At 58.6% G+C, this 24,343-nt stretch carries 28 protein-coding genes and 1 tRNA gene; 18 read left to right on the forward strand and 11 right to left on the reverse strand.

Annotated features, from left to right (window positions below):
* Positions 1-64 precede the first annotated feature (64 nt).
* The 3 genes from IEW73_RS10130 (at position 65) to purH (ending at position 4,041) form a co-directional block, all read left to right on the forward strand.
* Positions 65-1,669, forward strand: a complete 1,605-nt coding sequence (locus IEW73_RS10130) for a cell division protein PerM (RefSeq protein ID WP_188674102.1) — start codon at positions 65-67, stop codon at positions 1,667-1,669.
* A 138-nt stretch (positions 1,670-1,807) separates the two neighbouring features.
* Complete coding sequence (gene purN / locus IEW73_RS10135; RefSeq protein WP_229675911.1) at positions 1,808-2,434, forward strand: phosphoribosylglycinamide formyltransferase; 627 nt, start codon at positions 1,808-1,810, stop codon at positions 2,432-2,434.
* Entirely contained in the window at positions 2,431-4,041 is a 1,611-nt protein-coding gene (gene purH / locus IEW73_RS10140; RefSeq protein WP_229675912.1) for a bifunctional phosphoribosylaminoimidazolecarboxamide formyltransferase/IMP cyclohydrolase, read from the forward strand. Before purN ends, purH begins: the two co-directional genes overlap by 4 nt.
* Before the next feature lie 31 nt (positions 4,042-4,072).
* On the opposite strand, the gene IEW73_RS10145 is transcribed toward purH, so the two are convergent.
* The 5 genes from IEW73_RS10145 to rpmB form a co-directional block, all read right to left on the reverse strand.
* Positions 4,073-5,002 carry an AEC family transporter gene (locus tag IEW73_RS10145; RefSeq protein WP_188674104.1) on the reverse strand — a complete coding sequence of 310 codons (930 nt, stop codon included), beginning with the start codon at positions 5,000-5,002 and terminating at the stop codon, positions 4,073-4,075.
* Positions 5,003-5,165: 163 nt separating this feature from the next.
* A complete protein-coding gene (gene rpsR, locus IEW73_RS10150; RefSeq protein WP_188674107.1) occupies positions 5,166-5,423 on the reverse strand; it encodes a 30S ribosomal protein S18 in 258 nt (85 codons plus the stop codon).
* 28 nt (positions 5,424-5,451) lie between these two features.
* Positions 5,452-5,757, reverse strand: coding sequence for a 30S ribosomal protein S14 (gene rpsN, locus IEW73_RS10155; protein WP_188674110.1), 306 nt, complete (start codon positions 5,755-5,757; stop codon positions 5,452-5,454).
* The gene (rpmG, locus tag IEW73_RS10160) at positions 5,757-5,921 is read right to left on the reverse strand and encodes a 50S ribosomal protein L33 (RefSeq protein WP_188674113.1); all 165 of its coding nucleotides are present in this window, start codon (positions 5,919-5,921) and stop codon (positions 5,757-5,759) included. The genes rpsN and rpmG overlap by 1 nt, the downstream gene beginning before the upstream one ends.
* 33 nt (positions 5,922-5,954) lie before the next feature.
* Positions 5,955-6,191, reverse strand: coding sequence for a 50S ribosomal protein L28 (rpmB, locus tag IEW73_RS10165; RefSeq protein WP_188674116.1), 237 nt, complete (start codon positions 6,189-6,191; stop codon positions 5,955-5,957).
* A 75-nt stretch (positions 6,192-6,266) separates the two neighbouring features.
* Here rpmB and mrf point away from each other — a divergent pair, with 75 nt between their 5' ends.
* The 9 genes from mrf (at position 6,267) to IEW73_RS10210 (ending at position 13,133) form a co-directional block, all read left to right on the forward strand.
* Positions 6,267-7,574: a ribosome hibernation factor-recruiting GTPase MRF gene (gene mrf / locus IEW73_RS10170; protein WP_188674119.1), complete on the forward strand. Its 1,308-nt coding sequence runs from the start codon at positions 6,267-6,269 to the stop codon at positions 7,572-7,574.
* Positions 7,574-7,870 carry a type B 50S ribosomal protein L31 gene (locus IEW73_RS10175; RefSeq protein WP_188674122.1) on the forward strand — a complete coding sequence of 99 codons (297 nt, stop codon included), beginning with the start codon at positions 7,574-7,576 and terminating at the stop codon, positions 7,868-7,870. The genes mrf and IEW73_RS10175 overlap by 1 nt, the downstream gene beginning before the upstream one ends.
* 5 nt (positions 7,871-7,875) lie before the next feature.
* Positions 7,876-8,049, forward strand: a complete 174-nt coding sequence (gene rpmF, locus IEW73_RS10180) for a 50S ribosomal protein L32 (RefSeq protein WP_188674125.1) — start codon at positions 7,876-7,878, stop codon at positions 8,047-8,049.
* Between the two features lie 87 nt (positions 8,050-8,136).
* Complete coding sequence (locus IEW73_RS10185; RefSeq protein ID WP_188674128.1) at positions 8,137-8,757, forward strand: trimeric intracellular cation channel family protein; 621 nt, start codon at positions 8,137-8,139, stop codon at positions 8,755-8,757.
* Between the two features lie 61 nt (positions 8,758-8,818).
* Complete coding sequence (locus IEW73_RS10190; protein WP_188674131.1) at positions 8,819-9,508, forward strand: response regulator transcription factor; 690 nt, start codon at positions 8,819-8,821, stop codon at positions 9,506-9,508.
* A 44-nt stretch (positions 9,509-9,552) separates the two neighbouring features.
* Positions 9,553-10,926 (forward strand): sensor histidine kinase, encoded by a 1,374-nt coding sequence (locus IEW73_RS10195; RefSeq protein ID WP_188675057.1) that lies wholly within the window; start codon positions 9,553-9,555, stop codon positions 10,924-10,926.
* Positions 10,927-11,040: 114 nt separating this feature from the next.
* Positions 11,041-12,372 (forward strand): S1C family serine protease, encoded by a 1,332-nt coding sequence (locus tag IEW73_RS10200; protein WP_229675913.1) that lies wholly within the window; start codon positions 11,041-11,043, stop codon positions 12,370-12,372.
* Positions 12,373-12,450: 78 nt separating this feature from the next.
* Complete coding sequence (locus tag IEW73_RS10205) at positions 12,451-12,948, forward strand: MogA/MoaB family molybdenum cofactor biosynthesis protein (RefSeq protein WP_188674134.1); 498 nt, start codon at positions 12,451-12,453, stop codon at positions 12,946-12,948.
* Positions 12,949-12,953: 5 nt separating this feature from the next.
* The gene (locus IEW73_RS10210) at positions 12,954-13,133 is read left to right on the forward strand and encodes a hypothetical protein (protein WP_206050407.1); all 180 of its coding nucleotides are present in this window, start codon (positions 12,954-12,956) and stop codon (positions 13,131-13,133) included.
* 126 nt (positions 13,134-13,259) lie between these two features.
* Here IEW73_RS10210 and mscL read toward each other — a convergent pair whose 3' ends face one another.
* The 4 genes from mscL to IEW73_RS10230 form a co-directional block, all read right to left on the reverse strand.
* Positions 13,260-13,670 carry a large conductance mechanosensitive channel protein MscL gene (gene mscL, locus IEW73_RS10215; RefSeq protein WP_188674140.1) on the reverse strand — a complete coding sequence of 137 codons (411 nt, stop codon included), beginning with the start codon at positions 13,668-13,670 and terminating at the stop codon, positions 13,260-13,262.
* Positions 13,671-13,795: 125 nt separating this feature from the next.
* Complete coding sequence (locus IEW73_RS10220; RefSeq protein WP_188674144.1) at positions 13,796-14,425, reverse strand: SAF domain-containing protein; 630 nt, start codon at positions 14,423-14,425, stop codon at positions 13,796-13,798.
* A gap of 181 nt (positions 14,426-14,606) precedes the next feature.
* Positions 14,607-14,897, reverse strand: coding sequence for an FmdB family zinc ribbon protein (locus IEW73_RS10225; RefSeq protein ID WP_188674147.1), 291 nt, complete (start codon positions 14,895-14,897; stop codon positions 14,607-14,609).
* A 63-nt stretch (positions 14,898-14,960) separates the two neighbouring features.
* The gene (locus IEW73_RS10230; RefSeq protein WP_188674150.1) at positions 14,961-15,566 is read right to left on the reverse strand and encodes a 5-formyltetrahydrofolate cyclo-ligase; all 606 of its coding nucleotides are present in this window, start codon (positions 15,564-15,566) and stop codon (positions 14,961-14,963) included.
* A 219-nt stretch (positions 15,567-15,785) separates the two neighbouring features.
* Between IEW73_RS10230 and IEW73_RS10235 the strand changes: the two genes are divergently transcribed.
* The 6 genes from IEW73_RS10235 (at position 15,786) to IEW73_RS10260 (ending at position 21,928) form a co-directional block, all read left to right on the forward strand.
* Positions 15,786-16,757, forward strand: coding sequence for a UTP--glucose-1-phosphate uridylyltransferase (locus IEW73_RS10235; RefSeq protein WP_188674153.1), 972 nt, complete (start codon positions 15,786-15,788; stop codon positions 16,755-16,757).
* A gap of 18 nt (positions 16,758-16,775) precedes the next feature.
* Positions 16,776-18,026: a molybdotransferase-like divisome protein Glp gene (gene glp, locus IEW73_RS10240; protein WP_188674156.1), complete on the forward strand. Its 1,251-nt coding sequence runs from the start codon at positions 16,776-16,778 to the stop codon at positions 18,024-18,026.
* Positions 18,023-18,652 (forward strand): GNAT family N-acetyltransferase, encoded by a 630-nt coding sequence (locus IEW73_RS10245; protein ID WP_188674159.1) that lies wholly within the window; start codon positions 18,023-18,025, stop codon positions 18,650-18,652. The genes glp and IEW73_RS10245 overlap by 4 nt, the downstream gene beginning before the upstream one ends.
* A gap of 97 nt (positions 18,653-18,749) precedes the next feature.
* Positions 18,750-19,469 (forward strand): SepX/GlpR family protein, encoded by a 720-nt coding sequence (locus IEW73_RS10250; RefSeq protein WP_188674162.1) that lies wholly within the window; start codon positions 18,750-18,752, stop codon positions 19,467-19,469.
* 134 nt (positions 19,470-19,603) lie between these two features.
* Positions 19,604-21,754, forward strand: a complete 2,151-nt coding sequence (locus IEW73_RS10255; RefSeq protein ID WP_188674165.1) for a wax ester/triacylglycerol synthase family O-acyltransferase — start codon at positions 19,604-19,606, stop codon at positions 21,752-21,754.
* 101 nt (positions 21,755-21,855) lie between these two features.
* A tRNA-Ala gene (locus IEW73_RS10260) sits at positions 21,856-21,928 on the forward strand.
* A 174-nt stretch (positions 21,929-22,102) separates the two neighbouring features.
* On the opposite strand, the gene IEW73_RS10265 is transcribed toward IEW73_RS10260, so the two are convergent.
* Together IEW73_RS10265 and IEW73_RS10270 are read right to left on the reverse strand one after the other, a co-directional pair.
* Positions 22,103-22,648 (reverse strand): MSMEG_1061 family FMN-dependent PPOX-type flavoprotein, encoded by a 546-nt coding sequence (locus tag IEW73_RS10265; RefSeq protein ID WP_188674168.1) that lies wholly within the window; start codon positions 22,646-22,648, stop codon positions 22,103-22,105.
* 59 nt (positions 22,649-22,707) lie between these two features.
* Positions 22,708-24,339: an ABC transporter permease gene (locus IEW73_RS10270; RefSeq protein WP_188674171.1), complete on the reverse strand. Its 1,632-nt coding sequence runs from the start codon at positions 24,337-24,339 to the stop codon at positions 22,708-22,710.
* Positions 24,340-24,343 lie beyond the last annotated feature (4 nt).

Below are 24,343 nucleotides of genomic sequence, written 5' to 3' on the forward strand. Positions count from 1 at the left end.
TTCACTGTGAGACCTCGGCGCGCCTGCTCACTTTGGGAACACGAAAGTGCCACTCTCAACACTGATGACTGATATGCGCGTGCGACCCGCCCCGGGCGGGAACAACACCACACCCTTGAGCGGGGACGCTGGCCGCTCACTCATGAAGGCAGCTTTCGCTCCAACAGGATTCACTGCCTTAGCGATCATCGTGGTGATGACGACGGTTCTGATCACATCAGATAGCGATCTCACCGGGATATTTGCAGCAGTCGGTGCCACCTGGCTGGGAATCCACCAAGTTACCCTCCCCATTAGTGGCACCAACCTCGGAGTTCTACCGCTTACAGTCACTGCCGTTGTTTTCGCTGCGACGTATCACTTTGTTAAGAGAGCATCATCGGCGGTGACCACCACCAAAGATGCAGGGCAGGTCATTGCCGCCGCGGTTGGTATTCCGCTGGTCATGACGATCATCTCCCTCGCAATCGTGAAAGACGCCTCGACGGTTCTGAAAATTGACACCCCGAATGTGCTGCAATCCTTCGGTTGGACAATTCTCATCCATGCCGTAGCTGCGGCGAGCGCATTGCGTAAGCCCCTATGGAAAGACCTCGCCGAACAGCGGCATCTTCCCGAGTGGTTGACGTTTTCGGCGGCCGCATCCCGTGTCAGCGCCATCACCATGCTCGGTCTTGGGTCCGCCGTTACTGTGATGCTGCTCGCCGTGTCGTGGTCGGACGCTGCAGATCAACTCTTTGCATACAACGGGATCGGTGCGGCCATCGGGCTGGGTGTGCTCTCGGTCATGTACCTCGCCAATGTTGTTGTCGGCGTTATCGCCACGTCAGTAGGGGTCACCATCACTGTTGGTGAGGGCTCAGTCAGTGTTTTCGCCAATGAACCAGCAGCAGGGCCCAGCATCCCAGTGCTGACGGCACTACCGTCGACGGAACCTGAGTTGTGGTGGTTACTCCTGCTCATCATCCCGGCCACGGCAGGTGTCGTGACCGGAAAATCGATTGCTGCTCGCGGACTAAAGACGCGAGAGTTGTACTCTGCCATCGCCGCGGCAGCTGTCATGCAAGCAGTTGCTTTCTTCGTCATAGCCCTCGCAGCAGGCGGTGCCTTTGGTGTGTTTGGTGCCATTAGTTTGGCACCGCTACTCGGCGCACTCGCATTACTAGCCTGGGTGCTCTGCATTGGATCAGCAACAGCCGGTCTCTCACTGTGGTTGCGCGAACATCGCGAGCGTAAGGAACGTCGAGGCGACGTTGAACGCGCGATCGCTGAGGCACTAGCCGAGGAGGCTGAACAAAAGGCGAAAACAACAGCCGAAGCCAGTAGCGAGAAGGACGCTCAAGCCGAGAAGGAAGATAAACCCGGGAAGAAATCCAAAGCTGAGGCGGCTGAAGAAGCAAAAGTCGTCGAAAGCAGCGAGAAAGCGCCTGCTGCGAAGGACACCGACGGGCAGGATGCAGAAGAAGTTAGCTCCGGCGGCAAGGCCGAAGCCACCGCAGCTGAACCGAAGCGCGGCCGCATCGTTGCCCTCACTAGGAAACTCCCAACAGTGCCCTTTGACGTACCTTCCATCCCCGGGGCCGTTGCGAAAATTCCTAGTAAGGTCAAAAGTGGCATTACCGGCGCGGGCAAGAAGTCACCGACGGAAAGCGAACCGTCAGACAAATAGCGCGTCACGGTGATGTAGTGGACCCGATTGTGACCTTCGTAAGGCGAACAACTAGGCTGTGTCCCGGTAGCGAGCTCAAGTGAGCTGGCAAAATTGGGTTAACTCAGGAGATCCGCTCTGAACCGCCACGCTCAGTCTATGACTACAACATCGATGCGTGAGACCTCACAAGCGCGCATCGTTGTTCTCGCCTCGGGAAGCGGCACCCTGTGCCAAGCCTTGCTCGACGCAGCTGCGGGGGAGTTTCCGGCTCGCGTCGTCGGCCTAGTTACCGATCGAGCGTGCGAAGCCGAAAACCGTGCCAAGAACGTCGGCGTTCAGGTCACACGGGTCGCACTAGGCGACTTTGAGAATCGGCAACACTGGGATCAAGCACTAGCCGATGCAGTCAAGACGTACGCACCCACCCTCGTTGTCACCGCTGGTTTTATGCGGCTGCTCGGACCATCGTTCCTCGGTGAGTTCCCGAACAAAATTGTTAATAGTCATCCCGCGCTGTTGCCGGCATTTCCGGGCGCGCACGCGGTACGTGACGCACTCCATTACGGTGTGCGAGTCACCGGCACCACAGTTCACCTTGTGGACGAAGGCGTAGATACCGGGCCAATTTTGGCGCAGGAAGTTGTACCTGTCGGCTCCGACGACACTGAGTCCACGCTGCACGAACGTATAAAGAAAGTTGAACGGCGCCTCCTCGTCGAGGTGGTTGCTGACCTGGTGACCAGAGGTGTGGTCATCGATGGACGGAAGGCCATGATCCCGTGAGTGAAAACGCACCAGCAACTGAAAACAACACCAGCGGTGTACGTCCCATCCGACGTGCGCTGATCAGTGTTTACGACAAGACTGGGCTAGAAGACCTTGCGCGTGGACTAGCCGACCTAGGCGTCGAAATAGTCTCGACCGGCTCCACAGCGCGCCGCATTGCAGACGCTGGCGTAGCAGTCACGCCCGTTGAAGATCTTACGGGCTTCCCTGAAACGCTAGACGGACGTGTCAAGACGTTGCACCCGCGCGTACACGCGGGCATCCTTGCTGACACTCGCAAGCACGAACATGTTGAACAACTTGATGCGCTCGGCGTTGAAGCCTTCCAGCTAGTTGTCGTTAACCTGTACCCATTCACCGACACCGTTGCGTCAGGTGCAAGTGAAGATGAATGCGTAGAACAGATTGATATCGGTGGCCCCTCAATGGTGCGCGCCGCCGCGAAGAACCACCCCTCTGTTGCTGTTGTAGTTGATCCGAACAAATACGCCGACGTTCTGTCGGCGGCGCAATCAGGCGGATTCACCTTGGCTCAGCGCACAGCACTCGCAGCGGAAGCCTTCCAACACACCGCGATGTATGACGTGGCGGTGGCCAGCTGGATGACTAATGTGCGCGCCGTAAACGCAGACGCGGATAGCGAATTCGCGCCGTGGGTTGGTGCTACCTGGGAACGCCGATCAGTCCTGCGCTACGGCGAGAACCCGCACCAGGCTGCCGCTCTGTACGTCAGCAGCGACGGCGCAAGCGGGATCGCTGCGGCCGAGCAGTACCACGGCAAGGAAATGTCGTACAACAACTACACAGACACTGATGCGGCATGGAGAGCAGCGTTCGATCACGACGGCCCATGCGTGGCGATCATCAAACATGCAAACCCCTGCGGAATCGCGGAGTCCCGACTCGACGGCGTCGGCGCCATCGCTGATGCGCACCGTCGTGCCAATGCCTGCGATCCAGTCAGTGCATTTGGCGGTGTCATCGCAGCAAACCGTGAAGTAACCGTGGAGATGGCTGAACAGGTCAGCGAAATCTTCACTGAAGTTATCGTCGCCCCATCGTACGAAGAGGGCGCAGTTGAAGTTCTCTCGCGCAAAAAGAACATCAGGGTCCTGCGTGCGGACGCGCCAAACAACTCGGGTGCTGAACTCCGCGCCATCTCAGGTGGTGTGCTTCTCCAGGAACGCGATGCTCTTCACGCCAGTGGTGACGACTCCCAAAACTGGACTCTTGCAACGGGTGAACCGGTGGATGAAGAAACCCTTCAGGACCTCGTGTTTGCATGGCGTGCATGCCGCGCAGTGAAATCTAACGCCATACTCCTAGCAAGCCACGGCGCAACCGTCGGTGTAGGTATGGGGCAGGTTAATAGGGTAGATGCTGCACGTCTTGCCGTCGCACGCGCCGGAGATCGTGCCGCAGGGAGCGTAGCGGCGTCCGATGCGTTCTTCCCATTCCCAGATGGACTGCAGGTGCTGCTCGACGCGGGCATTCGTGCTGTGGTGCAGCCAGGTGGATCTGTGCGGGACTCCGAAGTGATCGCTGCTGCCAAGGACGCCGGTGTTGCCCTGTACCTGACAGGTTCGCGGCACTTCGCTCACTAATGCTTTAGCGGAACGCTTTGTTGGGGCCGGTTCACACGAGGATCGCCGCCACCGCAATCACCGGGACAGAAGCAACGGTGGAAACGATGGCGGCGTCACGTGCAAGCACTACGCCTCGGCGGTACCAGCTTGCGTACACAAAGACATTCTGAGCTGTAGGTAGCGCTGCGAGTACGACGACGGCGGTGAGTATCGTTCCCTCCAAGCCGAGGACTATCGCGCCAATTAGAAGCGCAACTGTCGGTTGAAACACCGTCTTCATTGCTGCGGCAAGCACTACGTCGCGACGTGGGCTAACACCGCGTTGTAGTGCACGCTTGCCATGGAGGGACACGCCGAACGCGATCAGCGCCCCGGGCACAGATAGACCGGCCAGCAGAGCAATCGGTTGCGCGACTGGTTCGGGCATCGTCCAGTTGGTTGCAGAGAACCCGAGACCAAGCACCGCACCAATGAGGATCGGGTTCATCATCGGCGCGGCGACGAGCGCCCAGGGGGAGCGACTCTTGGTGGTGCGCGGCGCAGTTATATCGAGTACCGCTAGCGCTATGGGCCCAAGGATCACTACTTGAAAAAGCAGTAGCGGAGCGATCAGTGTCGCGTCACCGAGCACATAGACGGCGATAGGGAGACCGAGGTTAACTGAGTTGACGTATGAGGCGGATAACGCGCCGACAACACACTCGGGAATTGACCGTCGCAGTATCAGCTTGGCGGCGGAATAAAAGACTGCCGCGCTGATGAGGGCTGACGTCGATGCGACAACGAGCGACGGAGAGAAGACGGCGGTGAGGTCGGCACGGGATAGCGTGTCGAAAAGCAGCGCTGGGGTAGCCACCAGGAATACCAGCCTGCTGAGTACTTGCTCACCGTGAGGACCGAGCGCGCCACTTCTGCCAAGTAGGTATCCGACCGTGATGATTGCGAAAATCACGGTGAAACCAACGAGTACGCCCCCCATGCAGCCCCTCCTGCCTCCCCGTTGATACGGCTGGGCTAGCAGATCCAGATTTGTGACGAAAAACACAACTGAGTGGGCGGCTTTGGGCCCAAAAATGCATCAAATACGAAAGAACTGATGCCTCGCTAGGTAGTCCTAGCGAGGCATCAGTGTGTCTGTCGTTCTAGCGGCTCGAGAAGGGGAGAAGCGCCATTTCGCGCGCATTCTTCACGGCTACAGCGATCTGGCGCTGCTGCTGTGGTGTCAAGCCCGTCACTCGGCGTGAGCGAATCTTGCCCCGGTCGGAAATGAAGGTACGCAGCAAGTTGATGTCTTTGTAATCAACATGCTCGATACCCGCGGCGACGAGCGGGTTCTTCTTCGTTTTCCGACCCTGCTCTCCGCCCTTCTTTTTAGGTGTGGCGGTGCTTTTCTTCCCCATTTACTCTTCGTTCCTCAGCGCTCGTTGGTTACCAGCTTGACTTGCTAACACCGGGAAGCTCGCCACGGTGTGCCATCTCGCGTACTCGGATTCGTGAGAGTCCGAACTTGCGGAAGTAGGCGCGTGGGCGTCCGTCGACGGCGTCGCGATTGCGCAACCTTACCGCACTTGCGTTGCGGGGTTGACGCTGCAGTTCTGCAGTGGCGTCCGCGCGGTCCTCATCAGAGGTCGCGGGGTTGCGAATGATGTTCTTTAGTTCGGCGCGACGGTCAGCAAACTTGGCCACAATGGCTTTGCGCTGTTCGTTGCGTGCGATCTTAGATTTCTTTGCCATCAGCGTTCCTCGCGGAATTCAACGTGCTTGCGAACGACTGGGTCGTATTTGCGAAGCACAATGCGGTCTGGGTCGTTTCTGCGGTTCTTGCGGGTTACATAAGTGAACCCGGTACCAGCTGTCGACTTCAGCTTAATAATCGGGCGCACGTCATTTCGCGCCATGATTTTCCCTTCTTAGTTCGATACAGGCGGTCTTCAGACCTTGTCGCCCCGTGCACGGATCGAGGCGATAACGGCCTCAATGCCATCCCGATCGATGGTCTTGATGCCTTTAGTGGAGACCTGCAGCGTGACGTAGCGGCCTTCACTGGGCAGGTAGTAGCGGCGGCGCTGGATGTTTGGGTTCCAGCGACGCGATGTGCGTTGGTGCGAGTGGGAAACGGATTTCCCAAAGCTTGGTTTGCGCCCAGTTACTTGGCAGTGCGCCGACATGACAACAGACCTCTCGTAAAGTGACGTTCATTTTCGACAAAGCCGACGGAACACGGTACCTTTTCAGCAAAGATTATGACAATCGTTACTGACAAGGGGTTCCCTGTGATCGATCAGCGCACACCCGTCGTGCTGGTCTGCGGATGGCAAGAAGATGCTAGTCTCCTTGCCCGCTCATTTCAACGTGAGGGTGTATCGATCGTTTCACATGACCTCAATGAAGTCACATCCGGTGTCGTTCAGAGGACTCTGATATCGACATCGGGGTTAACCCCTCGTGAGCGAACAACAATCCTTGCTCTCGCCCACGGTTGTGTGTCTTCCACACTCCGTGAGGAACTCCTTCCGTTGCTTCGTCGACTGGCTAGTCGTAGCCGTGTAGATCGGATTGTACTCCTTCTGGACGCCCGAATTGACCCTGAGGTGCTGAGCTCAGCTCTCGCTACGATGGAGGTATCGAACCTCAACGGCGCGGCCCCTGCGCTAGCGTCGGGCGATGTCCGGATTGAAGCCGTCATCAGTTGCGTCAACGCCGAATCGTGGTTTAGGGACGCTACCAGCGAAGACTCGCTTAGTGATCGCGGGTATAGATCACTTGCCGAGGACGAACGAACGGTAGCGGATATTGCAATCAAGGCTGTCGAGTTCGCAGATGCCCTTGTCGTGGTTGGAAACACCAAGGACGGTTGGGCGAATGCGCAGTTGCTAGCATCACTTGCTCGACTCGCACCAACAGCACCGACTTTGTGGGCCGATGACGACGCGCTCATTGATGTTGATCGGCTCCTTTTCAGCATCCCGAGTGGTGCACGACGCGGAGAAATTAGCTCTGCACATTCGCCTCTACTTGCCGGGCAGCCACCATTGGACGCCGATTGTGGTGTCCAGATAGTGGAATATGCAACGCGCTTGCCTTTCCATCCGCAGCGGCTTCATGATTGTCTAGAAATCTTTTTCGACGGCATCATTTGTGCGCGCGGACGGTTCTGGGTTGCATCGCAGCCCGACCAGGTCCTGTGGTTGGATGCAGCAGGCGGTGCGGTGCGGGTATCAGCTGCCGGAAAATGGCTTGCTGCCATGAGCGAACGGGAAGCCGAGGGGGAGTGTGGTGAACGAACTGCATTCGCTGCACTAAGATGGGATGACCGCTTTGCTGACCGCGACTGCTCGCTTATGATTCTCGTTCACGGGGCCGACCCTCAACGTATCCGAGACACACTCGACTCTGCCGTGCTTTCAGGAGCAGAGTTAGCGCTACAGGAAAAGGTCTGGAAAACGTGGAATGACCCGTTCGGAAGTTGGCACGAAGATCCTTGTGACGACCATTCGGACAGCGACGCCCAGGGCGCAATTGACATCACCATATGGAAAGAAGGACACTAGTGAAACCAGGCATTCATCCTGACTACCATCCAGTCGTTTTCCAAGACGCTAACACTGGATCGATGTTCCTCACCCGCTCCACAGCGACGAGTGAGCGGACCGTCAGCTGGGAAGACGGAAACGAGTACCCGCTTCTTGTCGTCGACGTGACTGCTGAGTCGCATCCTTTCTGGACCGGCGCGCAGCGTATCCTCGACACAGCCGGTCGGGTGGAGAAGTTCCGTCGGCGCTATGGCAACCGGGCCCGTCCATCGGGCTCGCGCGCTGGCGCTAGCGGAGAATCGAAAGGAGCTTAAGGGAAATGGCAGTACCAAAGAGGCGCAAGTCTCGCTCGCGCACACGGAGTCGTCGCTCGCAGTGGAAAGCCACCGCAGTAGACCTCACGTCAGTGTCGGTAGGCGGAACTGTGCTACGCGTTCCCAGCCGCGTCGTGAACGCTGTTCGTCGTGGTCTTATTGACCCCGACAAATTGTGATCAACGCACGTCTTCACTGATTAGCGCAAAACTTCACAAGTAAAGCCCACTCGGATAATTGTTCCGGGTGGGCTTTACTCTGTTGCTGTGTTGCTAAGCATCCTCGACCTCGTTGGCATTGCGGTGTTTGCTGCGTCCGGCGCCCTAGTAGGAATCGCCAAACGGCTGGACGTATTCGGTGTATCCCTGGTGGGTGTCACAACGGGGATCGGCGGCGGCATAGTTCGCGACGTTCTTCTTGGTATTCACCCGCCGACATCGCTGCAGAACTGGCAGAACTTTTCGACTGCGCTCGGTGCATGCGTCGTGGTGCTGTTTTTCCATCCCGAGATTCGCCGTATTCGGCCGGGGGTGTTAGTCCTCGATGCCATAGGGGTGGGAGTTTTTGCTACCGGCGGCGCCGCTATTGCCCTAAGCCACGGCGCTGGACCCCTCGCGTCGACGTTAATTGGTGCCACCGCTGCAATTGGTGGCGGCGTCATCCGCGACGTTCTCGTCAATGAAATGCCGTTGCTTCTACATCGTGACCTTTACGCCGTTCCCGCAATTCTCGGTGCCGCCATTGTTACTGTCGGAAATGCGGTAAATGCGCCAAGCGTCATTGCGCTGACCACTGGTGTCATCGTGGCTGCAGGCCTACGCTTATTAGCGCTGTGGCGGGGTTGGAATCTTCCGATTGCCCCCCGAATAACGCCACAGAATGAATAATTCCCACACCGGCTGGAGCCCCTCTTAAACAATACTTAGGTGTTCGGTACACACTAGGGGCATGCGAATACTCGTTGTCGACGACGATCGTGCCGTACGCGAATCCTTGCGGCGGTCACTTTCGTTCAACGGATACACAGTAGAACTTGCCGTCGACGGTGTTGATGCTTTGGAGCGCGTAGCCGCTTCGCCGCCCGACGCGTTAGTTCTAGACGTAATGATGCCGAGGATGGACGGTTTAGAAGTCTGCCGCCGGTTGCGAAGCCAGGGGGACGACCGACCAATTCTTGTCCTCACCGCGCGGGATTCAGTGTCAGAACGAGTGTCCGGACTTGACGCAGGAGCTGATGATTACCTCCCCAAGCCGTTTGCGCTGGAAGAGCTGCTCGCTCGACTGCGTGCACTACTTCGCCGTCGGGGCGCCCACGACGGTGATGGAGCAGCGGAGGCCATGGAGTTCGCGGGATTGACGATGGATCCAGTTACCCGCGAAGTCACGCGCGACGAGCGACCCATCAGCCTCACGCGGACCGAGTTTTCACTTCTCGAAATGCTCATGGCCAACCCACGTAGGGTGCTGACTAGGGCGCGCATCTTGGAAGAGGTGTGGGGATACGACTTTCCCACCAGCGGGAACGCCCTTGAGGTGTACATCGGGTACCTGCGTCGCAAGACCGAATCTGAGGGCGAACCTCGAATAATCCACACAGTTCGGGGAGTGGGGTATGTCCTGCGGGAGACCCCACCGTGAGCGAGAGCGGGGCAGTGCCCGTTCACGCCCGCATCACGCGAACAATGTCGCTCCGCACCCGTGTAGCCCTGCTCGCTGCGCTGGTTGTTGCATTTTCTGTTGCGCTGGTCTCCACCGCGGCCTATAGCGTTGTCGCGCGGGCTCTGTACTCCGACGTCGATGCTCAACTGCAGAAACGCGTAGACGTCATCATCGAGACGCACAGCCTTGAACGGTTTGGTGCGTCCGCTGTCAGTGCGGCATCGTTGTTCTCCGACACGCTGTCGGGCACCCTGGTGTACCCAGATAGAACAGCGACGCCAATGTCACCCCTCATTGAACTTGGCGAGACAGAGTTCGCCGTCATTCGTGGCGACGCGGAGTCTTCTCTGCGGACAATTGGGAACCGCCGAGTAATCGCGCAACGATCAAACGAAGGCTCAACGCTGGTGTTGGCGCAAGATCTTGCGCCAACACAGGCGGTACTCGACAGGCTTTCGATCGTGCTTTTCATTGTCGGCGGATGCGGCGTGATTCTAGCGGCAGCAGCCGGTACTGCCGTTGGGCGAACAGGGTTGCGACCCGTAGGTCGGCTAACCGCTGCCGCGCAACGAGTCGCCCGCACCGATGACCTCACGCCAATACCTGTCACCGGGGATGACGAGCTCGCACGCCTCACTGAGGCATTTAACTCGATGCTGCTAGCGCTAAGAGAATCCAGGGAACGTCAAGCACGGCTCGTGGCCGATGCGGGCCATGAGCTTCGAACACCGTTGACGTCGTTGCGGACTAATACCGAGTTGCTGATCGCCGCGAACAAATACGGGGCTGGCGGGTTGTCTCCTGAGGATATGGAAGGTCTGCAAAGCGACGTATTGGCGCAGATCGAGGAACTGTCCACACTCGTCGGTGACCTGGTGGATCTTGCGCGTGAAGATTCCTCGGAACCTGGCCTTGAACGCATTGATTTAGCGGAAGTGGTCGACCGCACCATTGAACGCGTGCGGCGTCGACGCACTGATGTGACGATCATTGCGTCAACTGTTGGCTGGTTTGTGTGGGGGGACTCGGGCGGGCTCTCTCGCGCGCTCCTCAACGTCCTCGACAACGCCGCGAAATGGAGTCCTTCAGGCGGATCCATCATGGTCACAATGACCCAATCGGGGGAGAACCGAATCAATGTGGTTATCGATGACGACGGACCAGGCATTCCCCTAAAGGAACGCGCACTTGTCTTCGAGCGCTTTTACCGTTCTGACGAATCACGGTCCATGCCAGGCTCCGGCCTAGGGCTCGCGATTGTGTACCACGTGGTGCATCGCCATGGGGGCGACGTCACCATTGGTGACTCCCCAACTGGAGGAGCGCGCGTGACGGTGTCCTTGCCGGGGCAACCCGCAGACATACCACTGGACGTGGGAGACAATGGAGGGACGTGATCGCCCTCTCAGTGTCCTTTTGACGGGCTCGTCTCAGTTGCCTCTCAGCGTGCCCGTGCATTGTGGAGCAGTGAGCGTTCCGAGCTAACGCCGGACTGCAAGGAGAACATGACAATGAGTGACGACCACAGTCGAAGTGACCGTCCAGGCAATGCCTCGCAACCGCCGGAGGATTATTGGCGCCACCCCGGAGCCAGTCAGCCGCCGTCGCAGGATAGTTTTAGCGATTACGACGCACCCCCAACTGCTGGGGCCCCAACGGCTGGGAATGTGACAAACCCGGACCCTCAGGCTGCCCCTGAACCTCAGTCGTCGTTGGCGCCGCAGATGACAAAGGGCCGACGATCAACCCGCGCGACGATCGCAGCCGCAGCAGTAGTTCTTGCGCTTGTCAGCGGACTCGTCGGCGGGCTTGTCGGAGCGTCCTGGGTGAATCGCGATGTCAGCACCACTTCGGAGTTTGGTGGCCAGCTGCCGTCGGTGTCGGACCCCACTGCTGAGGCACCTGAGGGTTCCGTTCAATGGGCGGCGGAGCGAGTTCTTCCCTCAGTGGTCAAGATCGATATCAATACCCCGACGGCGACCGGGAGCGGTTCCGGTGTCATCCTCACGGACGATGGCGTGATTCTTACAAACAACCATGTCATCGCAGGGTCGGATGGTTCCGTAGATGTGTCGTTCAACGACGGAAGCGTCGCGCAGGGCCGCGTGATTGCGGGGGACGCAATGTTCGACATCGCGGTGGTTCAGGTGGAAGGCCGCAGCAATCTCACCCCAATCGAAATTGGGAGTTCAGACAACCTCAAAGTAGGTCAGCCCGTGGTCGCAATCGGGTCACCGCTTGGCCTATCAGCGACGGTTACGACGGGTATCGTCAGTGCGCTGAATCGACCCGTTTTCGCGGCGGGTGACAATGAGGAAGAAACCTCAGTGATTGATGCCATTCAAACCGACGCCGCAATCAACCCCGGGAACTCTGGTGGTGCACTGGTTAACCTCAACGGCGAACTTGTCGGAATCAATACCGCGATTGCAACGCTTGGAACCGGGCCCGGCGCAAGGCCTGGGTCCATTGGGCTCGGCTTCTCGATCCCCATCGATCAGGCTCAACGAGTAGCGCAGGAACTCCTCGAAACTGGAACCGTGCGAAAATCTGCCCTCGGCGTGATGGTGAACCTGGGTGATCCTCAACGAGGGGCCCTCGTGACCGAAGTCCTGCCAGGCAGCGCTGCGGAAGCCGCAGGAATCCCTGAGGGCGCACTTATCGTCGGTTTTGATGGCAGGACCATTACTAGCGCTACGGCCCTGATCGCGGCGGTTCGATCTAAAGTTCCGGGAACAGTTGTCGAAATCGAATGGGTACAACCTGGCGCAGATACTAGCGTCGTAGGACGAGGCCAGCTGCAACGTACACAGGTCGAACTGCTCGAAGACCTTCAGCGCTGAGGCGAAAATTGCATCGCAAGTTGACTTGGTTCGGGGCGCCATGCGCGCACACCACATTGAGGGGATTACGGTAGGTACATGGAGATTGAAACTTCGCCAGCGGGCCGGGCACTTGTCGTTATCGTGGACGACCGGCACGCACTGGGCGAGCGGCCCGAAACAATTGGACCGTTGGTCCGTGAACTCCTCACCGAGTCCGGGTTTCACGTCGATGCGATCGTCGCCGTGAATGCCGAGGAGGTAGAGATCCGTAACGCGCTGAACACCGCCGTGATCGGTGGGGTAGACCTCGTTATCTCCATTGGAGGAACGGGCAGTACGGCACGTGACGTCACCCCCGAGGCTACGGATGACATCCTCGATAGGGAATTGCCCGGTGTTGCCGAGGCCATTCGTGCGTCAGGTAGGGCGGACAGTGTCCTCGATGCGGCGTTGTCGCGTGGTCTCGCCGGAGTGTCCGGGAGCACGGTTGTGATCAACTTTGCGTCTTCGCGAGCAGCAGTTCGCGACGGTATGGCGACGATCGGTCCGTTGGTGAGCCATGTACTTGCAGAGCAGACCGACTTCGAAGGTTAATGTCGGTGTCCGAGGGCGACAGTAGCGATCCCGAGGTGCAGGAGTCTGAGGCTGCGCGGGAAGAGTCGCGACGAAAAGCGCGTTTAGACGCGATTTTCGGTACGGCATTGCCTGATGACAGCAGCGGGCGGGATAAAGGCCACGACGATAAGTGGTTTCTCGAAAACCGGCCGCCGCACCACTAACTCAAATCGCGCCGATGTGGGCTGGAATTAACCTGCAGGACGGCAATCAGCTAGAGAAATGACAATCCCCTCCGCAAGTACCTTGTTGCGGAGGGGATTCTCTGTTTCTCAGTTGTTGACCGAGTATCAGGGGTTCGAGACGCCGCGCTGGTTGGCGAGGAGGTCACGAATGTCAGTGAGAAGCTCGATGTCGGTGACACCGGCTTCTTCGTCAGCGATTTGCTCCTTGATGAGCTTCTTCTTGGCGTGAGTGAACGGAACGATCAGCACGAAGTACACCACCGCCGCGAGGATGATGAAGTTGATGATCGCTGTAATTACCGATCCGATATCGATGAAGGTTGCAGAGACGCCAGGACGGATGAAGAAGCCAAGTCCGTCGATATCAGGGTCTGCGCCGATGGCCGCGATCAGCGGGTTGACGATGTTCTCAGTAAAGGCCGTAACGATTGCGGTGAACGCTGTACCGATGACAACGGCTACGGCGAGGTCGAGCACGTTGCCACGCATGAGGAAATCGCGGAAACCTTTGAGCATTGAGGGCTCCATTCTGGACAGGCATATACGCCGAAGGGTTGTCGGCGTGAGTTGATCTTAAGGTATGTCGCGAAGAGTGGGTGAGGTTGATCGTGCGCCTGTCATTCGCGTACGAGGCGGTTACCTCAGTGAAGCGTGACAGTAAGCCGATTGTGGGTTGCGTGGGTGGCGACGTCAATCGCAGTTTCCGGTGTGAGGGCAAGTACCGCAAGCGAATCCGATCGATGATCCCCGTCCGTCACAAACAGGACAGTCGCGGCGTGGGCCACTATTGTGCCGGGGCCATCGGAGTGCGGCACAGCGACAACATCAACAAGATCGCCCGCTCGGAGGAGTTGCGTGACGCTGGGGTCCGCGAGTCGCACTGGGACTGCACGACCACCCTTGGTTTGGGTGATGTCGTCGATGATGTGCGGTGTCAGGAGCCGACTTTCGGTGAAAACTTCGCCTTGGCGGATTGGTGTGACGACTCGTTTGCCGACGGCCTGGTTTACGTCGTTGAGTGTTCCCACCGGCAGGACACTGAGATTCGTGGGGTCAACTCGGACGTCGGCTTCCGTGATGAGAGTGCCAGCATCAAGATCAGCGACAGCGACGAGCATATTCGCTGTCCGTGAGGTTGTCGGAACGAGGAAGAGTGCTACGGCGACACCTGCACAGACAAGGGCCGCAATGCGACGCGTTGTGTGCGCATGTTCGTGCGCAGCTAATCGAACCGAAGTGAGGCGATCTGCCCAGGCTGAAGAAGTGGCCACCGACTGTCCTTTAGAGCGTGGGTATTGGGGGTGGTCGAAGCCTAGGGCGTATTCGGTGTTGTTTGGTGGCCCAAATCCTTGGCTGTGGATAACACCGTACTGAGCCAACTTTGTGGATAAGTGGCCGTTGCTGGGGGCTCAATTTTCAGGAGCCCCAGTCGGTTTGTCAGGCGAGCGGGCTCTACTTCGTTGACGAAGGTGCCTTCGGGGCCGGTGTCGAACTCGACTTCTCGGACGAGGATGTTGTGCTGGCCGCCGCGCTTGTCGATGTCGCAGGACTGGTCGACGTTGTGGCCGCCCGGCTGTCGTTTCGGTAGAAGCCGCTGCCTTTGAACACGATGCCTACGGAGTTGAATACCTTGCGGAGTTTCCCGTCGCATTGGTCGCATTCGGTCAGAGAGTCGTCCGTGAACGACTGAACAATGTCGAATTGGTGATCACATGCTGTGCACGCATACGAGTAGGTAGGCATGGGGAACCTCCAAAGGGGCAGACAAAGGCTATTAGCACTCTACCGCGATGAGTGCCAAAGGTGTTAGTTCGTCGACTTGATAGGCAAAGAAACATACCCTCTACCGGGGGTTATGACTGCATCCATCATCACATCGTGCTCAGCATAGGGAAGTTCTGGGACGAATTCTTCATCGCGCACTATGGCGACCCGTTGCGCCGCAACCCCAGCCCCGGCGAGCGCCCGGTCGTAATACCCTGCACCGCGCCCCAATCGTTCGCCGCTGAACCCGACGCCGAGTGCGGGAACAAAAATCACGCAGCACGATTCGAGAACCTCGACCCCGAGCCGTGGTCCTGCTGGTTCTAGCAACCCATACGCGCCTCGAACTAAGCGTTGAGGCCCTTGGTATTCAGCCCAGTCCAGAGTGTTCCCCGGTGCCGTCACAGGCAGGACAACGCGCATATCGGCCTCATGAAGCGCGTACAGGGCGTCGAGCGAGCCCGGCTCAGTTTGAGTGGCAACGTAGGCGGCAACAGTCGCGCAACCCGTCCGATTCCGCGCCTCAAGTGCTGCAGTAACCATGTGCGTCGTGAGCGCTGCGGCGTCGGCGCTACGGTCGGCTTCTGTCAAGGTAGCGCGGGCATGAACGAAGAATGTCCGCCACGTTGCCTTGTCGCCGTTTGTCATAATTCGTGTTGAACAGCAAGGAACATAAGTGTCACAAGTATCACCTTTACCACGTTAGAGACGATTATTGGCCCACACTTCTGTTGAATCAGACATGCGTGTGCCCGAAGGCTTGGATAGAAAAACGCCAAGTAAGCACCGTTGCAAGTAAAGCCGATTTCGAAGCAGCTAAGTTAAAGTGTGCCCGGATGGCGCACGACAAGAATTACGAGGTGGATGATGACTGAGGCCGACGCGACTCCCGTGCCGCCGTTTCGCACTGCTGTTGTTCCAGCCGCTGGACTGGGGACGCGTTTCTTGCCCGCCACCAAGACAGTTCCCAAGGAATTGCTACCGCTTGTCGACACTCCTGCAATCGAAGTTGTCGCGAGCGAAGCAGCCGATGCTGGTGCTGAGCGCCTAGTCATCATCACGTCATTGCAAAAGCAGGGCGTCTTGGCGCACTTTGCGAGCCATTTGGCCCTTGAAGGAACTCTTGAGGAACGCGGCAAGACAGTCCTCCTCGACAAAGTGCGTCGCGCACCAGCGCTACTCGACGTCCAGGCAGTGGTTCAAGACCAACCGCTTGGCCTCGGTCACGCAGTGGGATGCGCCGAAAGCGTTCTTGATGACGATGAAGACGACATCGCTGTACTCCTTCCCGATGACCTGGTCCTCCCGACCGGCGTATTAACAAAAATGGCCGAGGTTCGTGCTCGGTACGGCGGCAGCGTTGTGTGTGCGATCGAAGTTGAGCCCAGCGAAGTATCGTCCTACGGCGTTTTTGGCGTAGAACCCACCGCTGACCCCGATGAGGCCGACACTGTGCTTCGCGTCACATCCATGGTGGAGAAGCCTGCCCCAGAGGACGCGCCATCAAACTTGGCCGCAGCAGGTCGGTACATCCTCGATCGGGCCATTTTTGACGCCCTCCGTCGAATAACGCCAGGTGCTGGTGGAGAACTCCAACTCACCGATGCCATAGAGTTACTGGTCAATGAGGGTCACCCCGTGCACGTGTACGTACACTCAGGAAGTCGACACGACCTTGGAAATCCCGGAGGCTTCCTTAAGGCTGCGGTTGACTTTGCACTAGACGACGAAGAATACGGGCCGCCGCTCACCGCATGGTTGACGCAACGGCTCGGCCTGCCCATGCTGCCGGGTCTGCTTCCCAATGTGGAAGAAGACCAGGGGCGTGAGGAGGACTGACAGGAAGGGGAGGGGTCAATGCGCACGGTCGAGGAACACTTTGCTCGGATAAGGGCAGCGGCCGTCGCACCAGAACCGGTTCGTGTGCCAATCATTGAGGCACGCGGATTCGTGTGTGCTGAAGAAGTTGTTGCACGCAGGCCCCTTCCTGGTTTCGATCAAGCTTCAGTCGATGGGTATGCGGTACGCAGCATCGACGTCGCCGAGGCGGGACCAGATTTCAAAGGCCAGTTCGGTCAACCCGCAGATTTCTCAATGCCGGTCGTGGGTGAAAGTCGCACTGGTTCTCGGCAGATTCCACGACTGCAACCCAAGCAGGCAGTGCGCATAGAAAGCGGCGCACCACTACCCGCGTTGGCCGACGCAGTTGTGCCCGTCGAAGACACTGATAGCGACAAGGTGAAGGTGAAAATCTTCCGACCTATCCGCCAAGGAGCAAATATTCGCTCAGCAGGCGACGATGTTCGTGTCGGTGACGTCGCGGTAGCTAAGGGCACCACCATTGGGTCGGCCCATGTGGGATTGCTTGCTGCAGTCGGCAAGACGGACATTCTGGTGTACCCGCGCCCTCGTGTCGCTGTCCTGGCAGTGGGAACAGAATTGGTCGACATCCATACGACTCCCGACGCGGGACAGGTATACGACGTCAATACATACGCGCTAGCGTCGGCGATCGACGAAGCTGGCGGCGAAGCGTCTCGTGTCGGCATTGTGGAACCACGCGCGGATACGATTCGCTCGACGGTGGCGGACCAACTCGGCAAATGTGACATCTTGATCGTCACCGGCGGGGTCGGTGGTCGATCATCGGATGTAGTGCAGGAAGCACTGCTCAACTTCGGAAACATTGAAATCAGCCGCGTTGCTATGCACCCGGGTGGTGTGCAAGGTTTTGGGCGACTAGGCACGCGCAACGTCCCGACATTTCTGCTGCCGGAACTGACGAGCAGCGCACTCGTCGTCTTCGAAGTAATGGTGCGCCCACTTATCCGTGAACTGCGCGGCTTCGAACGGTTTGCGCGGCATAGAGTTTCCGCGATCACAGTCAACGATTTCCTGTCGGATCCTGATACCACCGGGTTTGTTCGAGGCAAACTCATGCGAACCTCACGCGGGGAATACCGAGTGAGGGCGCTGGGTGCAGCCGGGACTGAAAATCGCTTGGTTCACAGCGCTGACGCCAATTGCCTCATCGTCGTTGAACCAAATGTCACCCACATCGGCGCAGGGGAGACGGTGTCGGTTGAGTTCTTGGCTCAACGCGGGTGACTCACCCAGGATGGCCAGCGACCGTGGGGCCACTCACTACGGGCGCCGGGATTGTCGTACTTAGGCCAATAAAACTGCGTGATGCCCCATCGTGGAGTCGTCTACGTCGTGACGACGAGGACTACCTGCGTCCGTGGGAACCGAGTGGTGAAGGCGGATGGCTGTCGCGCCATGGCCCAACAAGCTGGTTCAGTGTGTACGGAAACCTCCGCTCGGCGGCACATAAAGGACTGATGATGCCGTTTGCCATCGAGTTGAACGGTCAGTTTTGCGGTCAGATTACGGTGGGAAACATCGTCCGTGGCCAACTCAGTTCGGGATGGATTGGGTATTGGGTTGCGCGTGAAGTATCCGGGCGAGGCGTAGCGACGGCGGCGCTGGCTTTAGGTGTTGACCACGCCTTTTCCGCAGGTAAGTTGCATCGACTTGAAGCGACTGTGCGCCCAGCAAACTTGGCGAGCCAAAGTGTGTTGCGCAATGTCGGTTTCCGCGAGGAGGGCCTGCTGCGCAGGTACCTGCACGTTGACGGAGACTGGCGTGACCACAAACTTGTTGCGCTACTCGCAGATGAGTTTCCTGACAGTGCGGTGGCGCGTCTTGTGCGCTCCGGACGAGCGACTTGGTGAAACTGATCGCAACTGCGTCGGCGCGTCGCCCGTTATCTTTCGGTGATCAGACCTAGCCTAATTCGTATACAGCTTCGAGGAAGGAGCCCCCGGGACGATGCCGAATTCATTTCTCTGGTTGGGGCTCGTTGCCCTCAGCTTCTTTGTTCTTGTGCCGATGATGGTCAATTTGAGTGAACCAATCTTTCGTGTTGGCGACCGAGTGGTGGGCACTCGTGTGCTTCACCATGGGGGAGCGCGTTTGCGTCCAACGCGCCAGTTGCTGTCCTCCGGTTTACCCATCGACGGTACGGAATTTGCTCGAATCGAATTGAATGTAAGTTACGGGGAGGACCAGGTGGGAATGCGCCGAAACGATAATGAATCAGGGTTCGCTTCTGGTCCGGACCTGGCAGCGAATGCGGACGGTGAGCAAGCTGTTGACGCCGCAGCGCGTCGCAGAGGTCGGGGTGGCTATGACCCCGAAGCGGATGCGTTGGCAAGCGCAGCACGGTACGCATTGCGTCAGCGGATCGTGATTGGTCTCGCTGCAACGATCGTGCTGTCAGCTGTGGTCGCCATCATCTTCATCCCCGCATTCTGGTACGTGAGTGGTTTCGCGACCGTAAGCCTTGCTGGCTACCTGGTGTACTTGCGGACCCAGGTCCGGATCGAACGCGACATCCGAGAGCGCCGCATGTCGCGACTACGGGGTGAACGCGGCTCCCGTTCGGCAGTGGGCGGCAGAGGCGACCACTTCGATTCTGACCACATCCCATTTGATGACGAAGACCCCGAGTTTGAGCACATGGACGAGTACAACGTGAGTGGCCGCTAAACCGCAGCAACACTCTCGACTCAAGTGTGATCGAGGCGATGATTACATCAGTGACGTGACGCGTCACACAGAAATAACCGACAGGTCATCGTCGGGCAGTATGCCGGAAACATGCGCGGAGAACACTTGGTTGCATGGAATGGGACCGAGTCAGTGAGTCAGGCCAGATTTGGCGCGTGCGGGTGCAACTGCAGGACCGACCAGGCACCCTTTCGGAATTAACTACCAGGTTGTCTCACCGCAAGTGCAACCTACTCGCGGTGACAGTACTTCCAGCCTCAGTAGCATCTTCAGTAACAGGTGATGTTGTTGACGACTTTGTGCTTCGCGCACCGCCCGATATGACAGCAGACGAATTGCAGTCAATCGTCAATACGGATGGCGTCACCTGCCGCGGTCTCACACCCGCGTCGATAAACGCACTTGTTGATCCTGAAACAGCGCTACTTCGAGTGGCGAAAGCGACAATCTCGGGGACCGTAACGACCGTCGAGGCGGTGCGGCGCATTCTCGGAGCAGATTCGGCGACACCACAAGCCCCCGGATCGACGATTGGTGACTGGCAGATCGACGACACCGGCCACAAAGTCACCGTCACACTAGCGGCAAATTCCGCAGCAACCTATGAGCGCGGGTGGTCCCCATTCTTGGACGGCGAACTGGCCCGCGTCGGAGCTTTGCTCGACCTCATTGGAGAACAAGCGCCCAGCGACCCTGAACCGGTCGCCACTCCAGAAGCCCCGGTAGCGGACTCAACACCAACTCCACCGGTGGCTGCTCAACCCAGGATCCGGCAGCTCAGCAGTCTCGATGTTCAGTTCCTCAACGCCGAAACACCCACCACTGTCATCCACGTGGGCGGTCTCACCATCCTGGACCCCAGTGAACTCCCAGACGGCATGTTGACGGCGCCAGCATTGCGTGCCGTCATCCGAAGCCGCCTGCACCTCGTGGCGCCTTTGCGGTGGTCACTGAAACAGGTACCCCTTGGCGTGGACCTGCCATATTGGGACGACAGCGCTGAAGTGGACCTCGAATACCACGTGCGATCGTACGATCTGCGGCACGAAGGCGACGGTGATACGTCCGTTGCCGCTCTGCACCGGCTCGTGGGACGGCTCGACTCCACACCTCTTGATCGCGCCCGACCATTGTGGGAGGCGTATCTCATCAGCGGGCTCTCCGACGGTCGGCAGGCGCTCTACACCAAGGTTCACCACGCCGTCATCGATGGCGTGTCCGGCGCCGAAGTGATGGGGGCCGTAATGGACCTGACCGCGGAATCATTCCAGGTTCCACCGCCCACCACACAAGGACCAGAGTTCGTGGCACCCCAGGGAATTCGTATGGCCACCCATGGTGCGCGCCACGCCATTGCCGCACCTTCGACGCTCGCACGGGCCGCACGTACCGTACTTCCACACCTCGCCGATGTGCCAGGCATGACGTCGCTACCGGGTGTCAGTCGCCTTACTTCGCTGCGCAGACGCATCGGCAACAACACAACGAGTGAACAACCTGCACGCCCAGGAACACCACCACCGACACCGTTCAACAAAAAGATCACTGCACGCCGCAGCATCGCAACCGCGCAAGTCAGCCTCGCAGACGTCAAAAAGGCGAAAAACGCATTCGGCTGCACCGTCAACGACATCGTGATGGCACTGTGCACGAGCGCCCTCCGCCAGTGGCTCATCGACCACAACGCACTTCCCGACAAACCGCTTGTTGGTTCGATGCCCGTATCAGTGCGAACACGCGAACAACTAGGCACCGCTGGAAACCAAATCGCCTTCATGCCCACGGTATTGCCGACACACTTTAACGACCCACAACGTCGCCTTACCGAGCTGATGAGCAACATCGCCGCAGCGAAACACCGCTTCGCTGACGCCCCACCAACGCTGCTTCACAACGCAACCGCAGTATTGCCGCAACTGTTCAACGGCGTCGTATCCCGCACAGTGTTCGCCGCAGCTGGTGCGATCGCTCCACCCTGCAACCTGCTCATATCAAATGTTCCCGGACCACAAATTCCCCTGTACGTAGGCGGAGCAAAAGTAGTCGCCAACTACCCAATCTCGGTGATCTCAGACTTCACCGGCGGCCTCAACATCACAGTCATGTCGTACAACGGGCACCTCGACTTCGGGATCGTCACCTGCCCCGACCTCATTCCCGACGTCGAAACATTCGAGACATACCTCGTCGATGCCATGGCCGAGATCCTCAACATGCTCGACGCTGCACAACCAGCAGATTCCACCAGTTTCACGCGAGGTTGAGACGTGCTTGCCGGGGGTGCGCGAGGTTATTGCCCACCCCCGGTGCGTTGATTCGCTGGACAACCCAGAGCGCTGCTAAAGTCCCTCTTGGACAATGATTTGGGGCTATAGCGCAGTTGGTAGCGCGTCTCGTTCGCATCGAGAAGGTCGGGGGTTCGATTCCCCCTAGCTCCACTTGTGGCCACGACAGCCGAACCTTATTTTGGGGTTCGGCTGTTTGCGTTGTGGCGTGGTGTGGTTGCGGCTTCACGGGGTCCCAATGCTGAAAGGATCCTGCATTTGACCCGCATTGGGTGTGAAATGCAGGATCCTTCGCTCGGTACAGCCCAGAACAGCCGCAGCAACCTCCTAGTAAAGGTATTTTTCCAGCCCCGGGTGCATGTCTTCACCATCCGACCAGGTACTGGGGTCCCATAGGTGGGAGCGGAGGAATGCTTTGGCGCAGTGGAAGAAGATGGTGTCGATGCTGACTTTCACTGCTAGCAGGGGTCGGTTTCCGCGGACGATGAGGTCGTCGAAATAGGGGGCGTCACTAATCAGTTCGGCTCGTCCGTTGATGCGGAGTGTGTCTCCACGGCCTGGGATGAGGGACAGGATGCCGACGTGGGGGTTGGAGAGGATGTTGAAGTAGCCGTCACCGCGTCGGTTTCCGGGGCGTTCCGGTAGGACGATGGTCTGGTCGTCGAGTACGTGGATGAGGCCTGGGGCGTCTCCTTTGGGGGAGGCGTCGCAGTTTCCGTGTTTGTCGGAGGTCGCGACGACACAGAATGGGGATTGCGCCAGCCATTCGCGATCCCGTTGGTGCAGTGTTGTGCGTTCCTTCGTTAAAACTTGTGGGGCTACGTCGCCGAGTAGTTTTCGAAGATCTTCGGGATCAGTTAGTTGATGCTCCACTTAGGGCCTCCTTGCGCATGGGCACAATCTTGTCGCTTCATGCGGAAGGAGGCAATCGCTTATTTCGATTGGAGGTCGCGTCGCCGGAATCCGATGAGGCCCGCAGTGGTCAGTACTGCGGTCAGCGCGAGGAGGATGAGGACGGGCAGCCAGTTCATCTCGGCACCGGGGAGGGCAGGTACGTGCCCGAACGGGGAGTAGTTGCTCATCGCTTCGGGGAAGCCGAATATTTGTCCCATGTAGATCACGATGATGCTGTACGCGGGTAGGGCCCATGCGGCACTGGTTAGTGCTGGGGCGAGTCCGTATAGGGCAGCGGCAAAGCCGACGGCCACCCATACGGCTGGGACGTATACGAATCCTGCCGCGATTACTCGGAGTGCGAATTCGCTGTCATTGGTGACGTATGCGCCTCCGATTCCGAGTCCTGCTGCTGCGAGTACGGTCGCGGCAGCGCTCGCGGTGAAGGCAACGACGAGGTGGCTGCCCATCCAGCGTGTGCGTGACACTGCGGTACTGAGTAGTGGTTCTGCGCGTCCTGTCAGTTCTTCAGAGCGAAGTCGACTGACTGCCATCACGGCGTAGAGGGATGCGATCATGGCGAGGAAACTCACGATCATTGACACCCACGAATCGACCAGGGTTGCGCCTGGGATGTCGCGGAGCATTTCGGTGAGGGTGGAGATGCGGTCAAACATTTCTTCTGCGCCGCTGAGGAGCGTGCCGTAGACGAGGCCGAATACAGTGAGTGCGCCGATCCAAGCGATTGCGGCAGCTCGGTGTAGTCGAACAGCCAATCCAAGTGAGCTCAGTAGGGTCGGCGAGGCTGTCTCAGCCCCTAGTTTGGGGCGGCGTAGACCGGCGCCGACGTCACGCCGTGTGGAAAGGAAGAACGCGCTCACCGTGAGCGCTGCCGCGAGTGCTACCGCGAGGATGAGCGGCCACCAGCGTTGGTCGGATGCGAAGGGGCGTGCCGCCTGTCCCCAGTAGAGGGGTGACGCCCAACTTAGAAAGTTGTCACCCATGTCTCCGACTGCCCGTGTTGCGTACGCGCCACCTAGTGCGAGGAATGCCAAACCGGAGGCGCCGCGCGTGTGTTCCGTTACCTGTGCGGCAACCGCTGCGGCGCCGCCGAAAACCGTGCCGACGAGGGCGAGGGCGAGCCCGTAGAGGAATGAGCCGCTGGCGGTAATGCTTTCGAGTCCGGTGGCGAGAACGCCTGCGGCAGTCAATATTCCCGCAAGGAGGTTGGCGAGGACGACGACGATCATTGTCGCCGCGAGTTGAGAATGGCGCCCGAGCACGTTTGCTCGAACCAGTTCTGCGCGGCCTGCTTCTTCTTCCGCTCGGGTATGCCGAATGACGGTGAGGATGCTCATGATTCCGAATGCGACTGCGGTGAAGACGAACATTTGGTGGCCAAGCATCACACCGTAGGTGTATTCACCGGCGCTGTAGTTCCGGCCGACCATGCCAACCATGGCGGGCATGTCCGTCAAGATGACGGCGGCTGCTCTATCTTGCGCGGTGGGGTAGGTGTCTTGGAAGTTGAATACTGTGCCGGTTGTGGCGAGAGCGAGCGCGGTTATCCAAATTGGTAGTCGGATTCGGTCGCGTCGGGCGATGAGGCGCACCATGGTGGCGGTGCCGGCGAATGCGTGCTGGCGCGCGGGAGTGGCTGTAATTGTCATTATC

The sequence above is a fragment of the Hoyosella rhizosphaerae genome (genome assembly GCF_014643175.1).
Lineage (GTDB): Bacteria > Actinomycetota > Actinomycetes > Mycobacteriales > Mycobacteriaceae > Lolliginicoccus > Lolliginicoccus rhizosphaerae.

Bases quoted from the DNA above. Each gene is read 5' to 3' on its own strand.
- IEW73_RS10130 (WP_188674102.1), top strand. From the start codon at position 65: ATGACTGATATGCGCGTGCGACCCGCCCCGGGCGGGAACAACACCACA.
- purN (WP_229675911.1), top strand. From the start codon at position 1,808: ATGACTACAACATCGATGCGTGAGACCTCACAAGCGCGCATCGTTGTT.
- IEW73_RS10145 (WP_188674104.1), bottom strand. From the start codon at position 5,002: ATGGGGGGCGTACTCGTTGGTTTCACCGTGATTTTCGCAATCATCACG.
- rpsR (WP_188674107.1), bottom strand. From the start codon at position 5,423: ATGGGGAAGAAAAGCACCGCCACACCTAAAAAGAAGGGCGGAGAGCAG.
- rpsN (WP_188674110.1), bottom strand. From the start codon at position 5,757: ATGGCAAAGAAATCTAAGATCGCACGCAACGAACAGCGCAAAGCCATT.
- rpmG (WP_188674113.1), bottom strand. From the start codon at position 5,921: ATGGCGCGAAATGACGTGCGCCCGATTATTAAGCTGAAGTCGACAGCT.
- rpmB (WP_188674116.1), bottom strand. From the start codon at position 6,191: ATGTCGGCGCACTGCCAAGTAACTGGGCGCAAACCAAGCTTTGGGAAA.
- mrf (WP_188674119.1), top strand. From the start codon at position 6,267: ATGACAATCGTTACTGACAAGGGGTTCCCTGTGATCGATCAGCGCACA.
- rpmF (WP_188674125.1), top strand. From the start codon at position 7,876: ATGGCAGTACCAAAGAGGCGCAAGTCTCGCTCGCGCACACGGAGTCGT.
- IEW73_RS10190 (WP_188674131.1), top strand. From the start codon at position 8,819: ATGCGAATACTCGTTGTCGACGACGATCGTGCCGTACGCGAATCCTTG.
- IEW73_RS10195 (WP_188675057.1), top strand. From the start codon at position 9,553: ATGTCGCTCCGCACCCGTGTAGCCCTGCTCGCTGCGCTGGTTGTTGCA.
- IEW73_RS10200 (WP_229675913.1), top strand. From the start codon at position 11,041: ATGAGTGACGACCACAGTCGAAGTGACCGTCCAGGCAATGCCTCGCAA.
- IEW73_RS10205 (WP_188674134.1), top strand. From the start codon at position 12,451: ATGGAGATTGAAACTTCGCCAGCGGGCCGGGCACTTGTCGTTATCGTG.
- mscL (WP_188674140.1), bottom strand. From the start codon at position 13,670: ATGCTCAAAGGTTTCCGCGATTTCCTCATGCGTGGCAACGTGCTCGAC.
- IEW73_RS10225 (WP_188674147.1), bottom strand. From the start codon at position 14,897: ATGCCTACCTACTCGTATGCGTGCACAGCATGTGATCACCAATTCGAC.
- IEW73_RS10230 (WP_188674150.1), bottom strand. From the start codon at position 15,566: ATGACAAACGGCGACAAGGCAACGTGGCGGACATTCTTCGTTCATGCC.
- IEW73_RS10235 (WP_188674153.1), top strand. From the start codon at position 15,786: ATGACTGAGGCCGACGCGACTCCCGTGCCGCCGTTTCGCACTGCTGTT.
- glp (WP_188674156.1), top strand. From the start codon at position 16,776: ATGCGCACGGTCGAGGAACACTTTGCTCGGATAAGGGCAGCGGCCGTC.
- IEW73_RS10250 (WP_188674162.1), top strand. From the start codon at position 18,750: ATGCCGAATTCATTTCTCTGGTTGGGGCTCGTTGCCCTCAGCTTCTTT.
- IEW73_RS10255 (WP_188674165.1), top strand. From the start codon at position 19,604: ATGGAATGGGACCGAGTCAGTGAGTCAGGCCAGATTTGGCGCGTGCGG.
- IEW73_RS10270 (WP_188674171.1), bottom strand. From the start codon at position 24,339: ATGACAATTACAGCCACTCCCGCGCGCCAGCACGCATTCGCCGGCACC.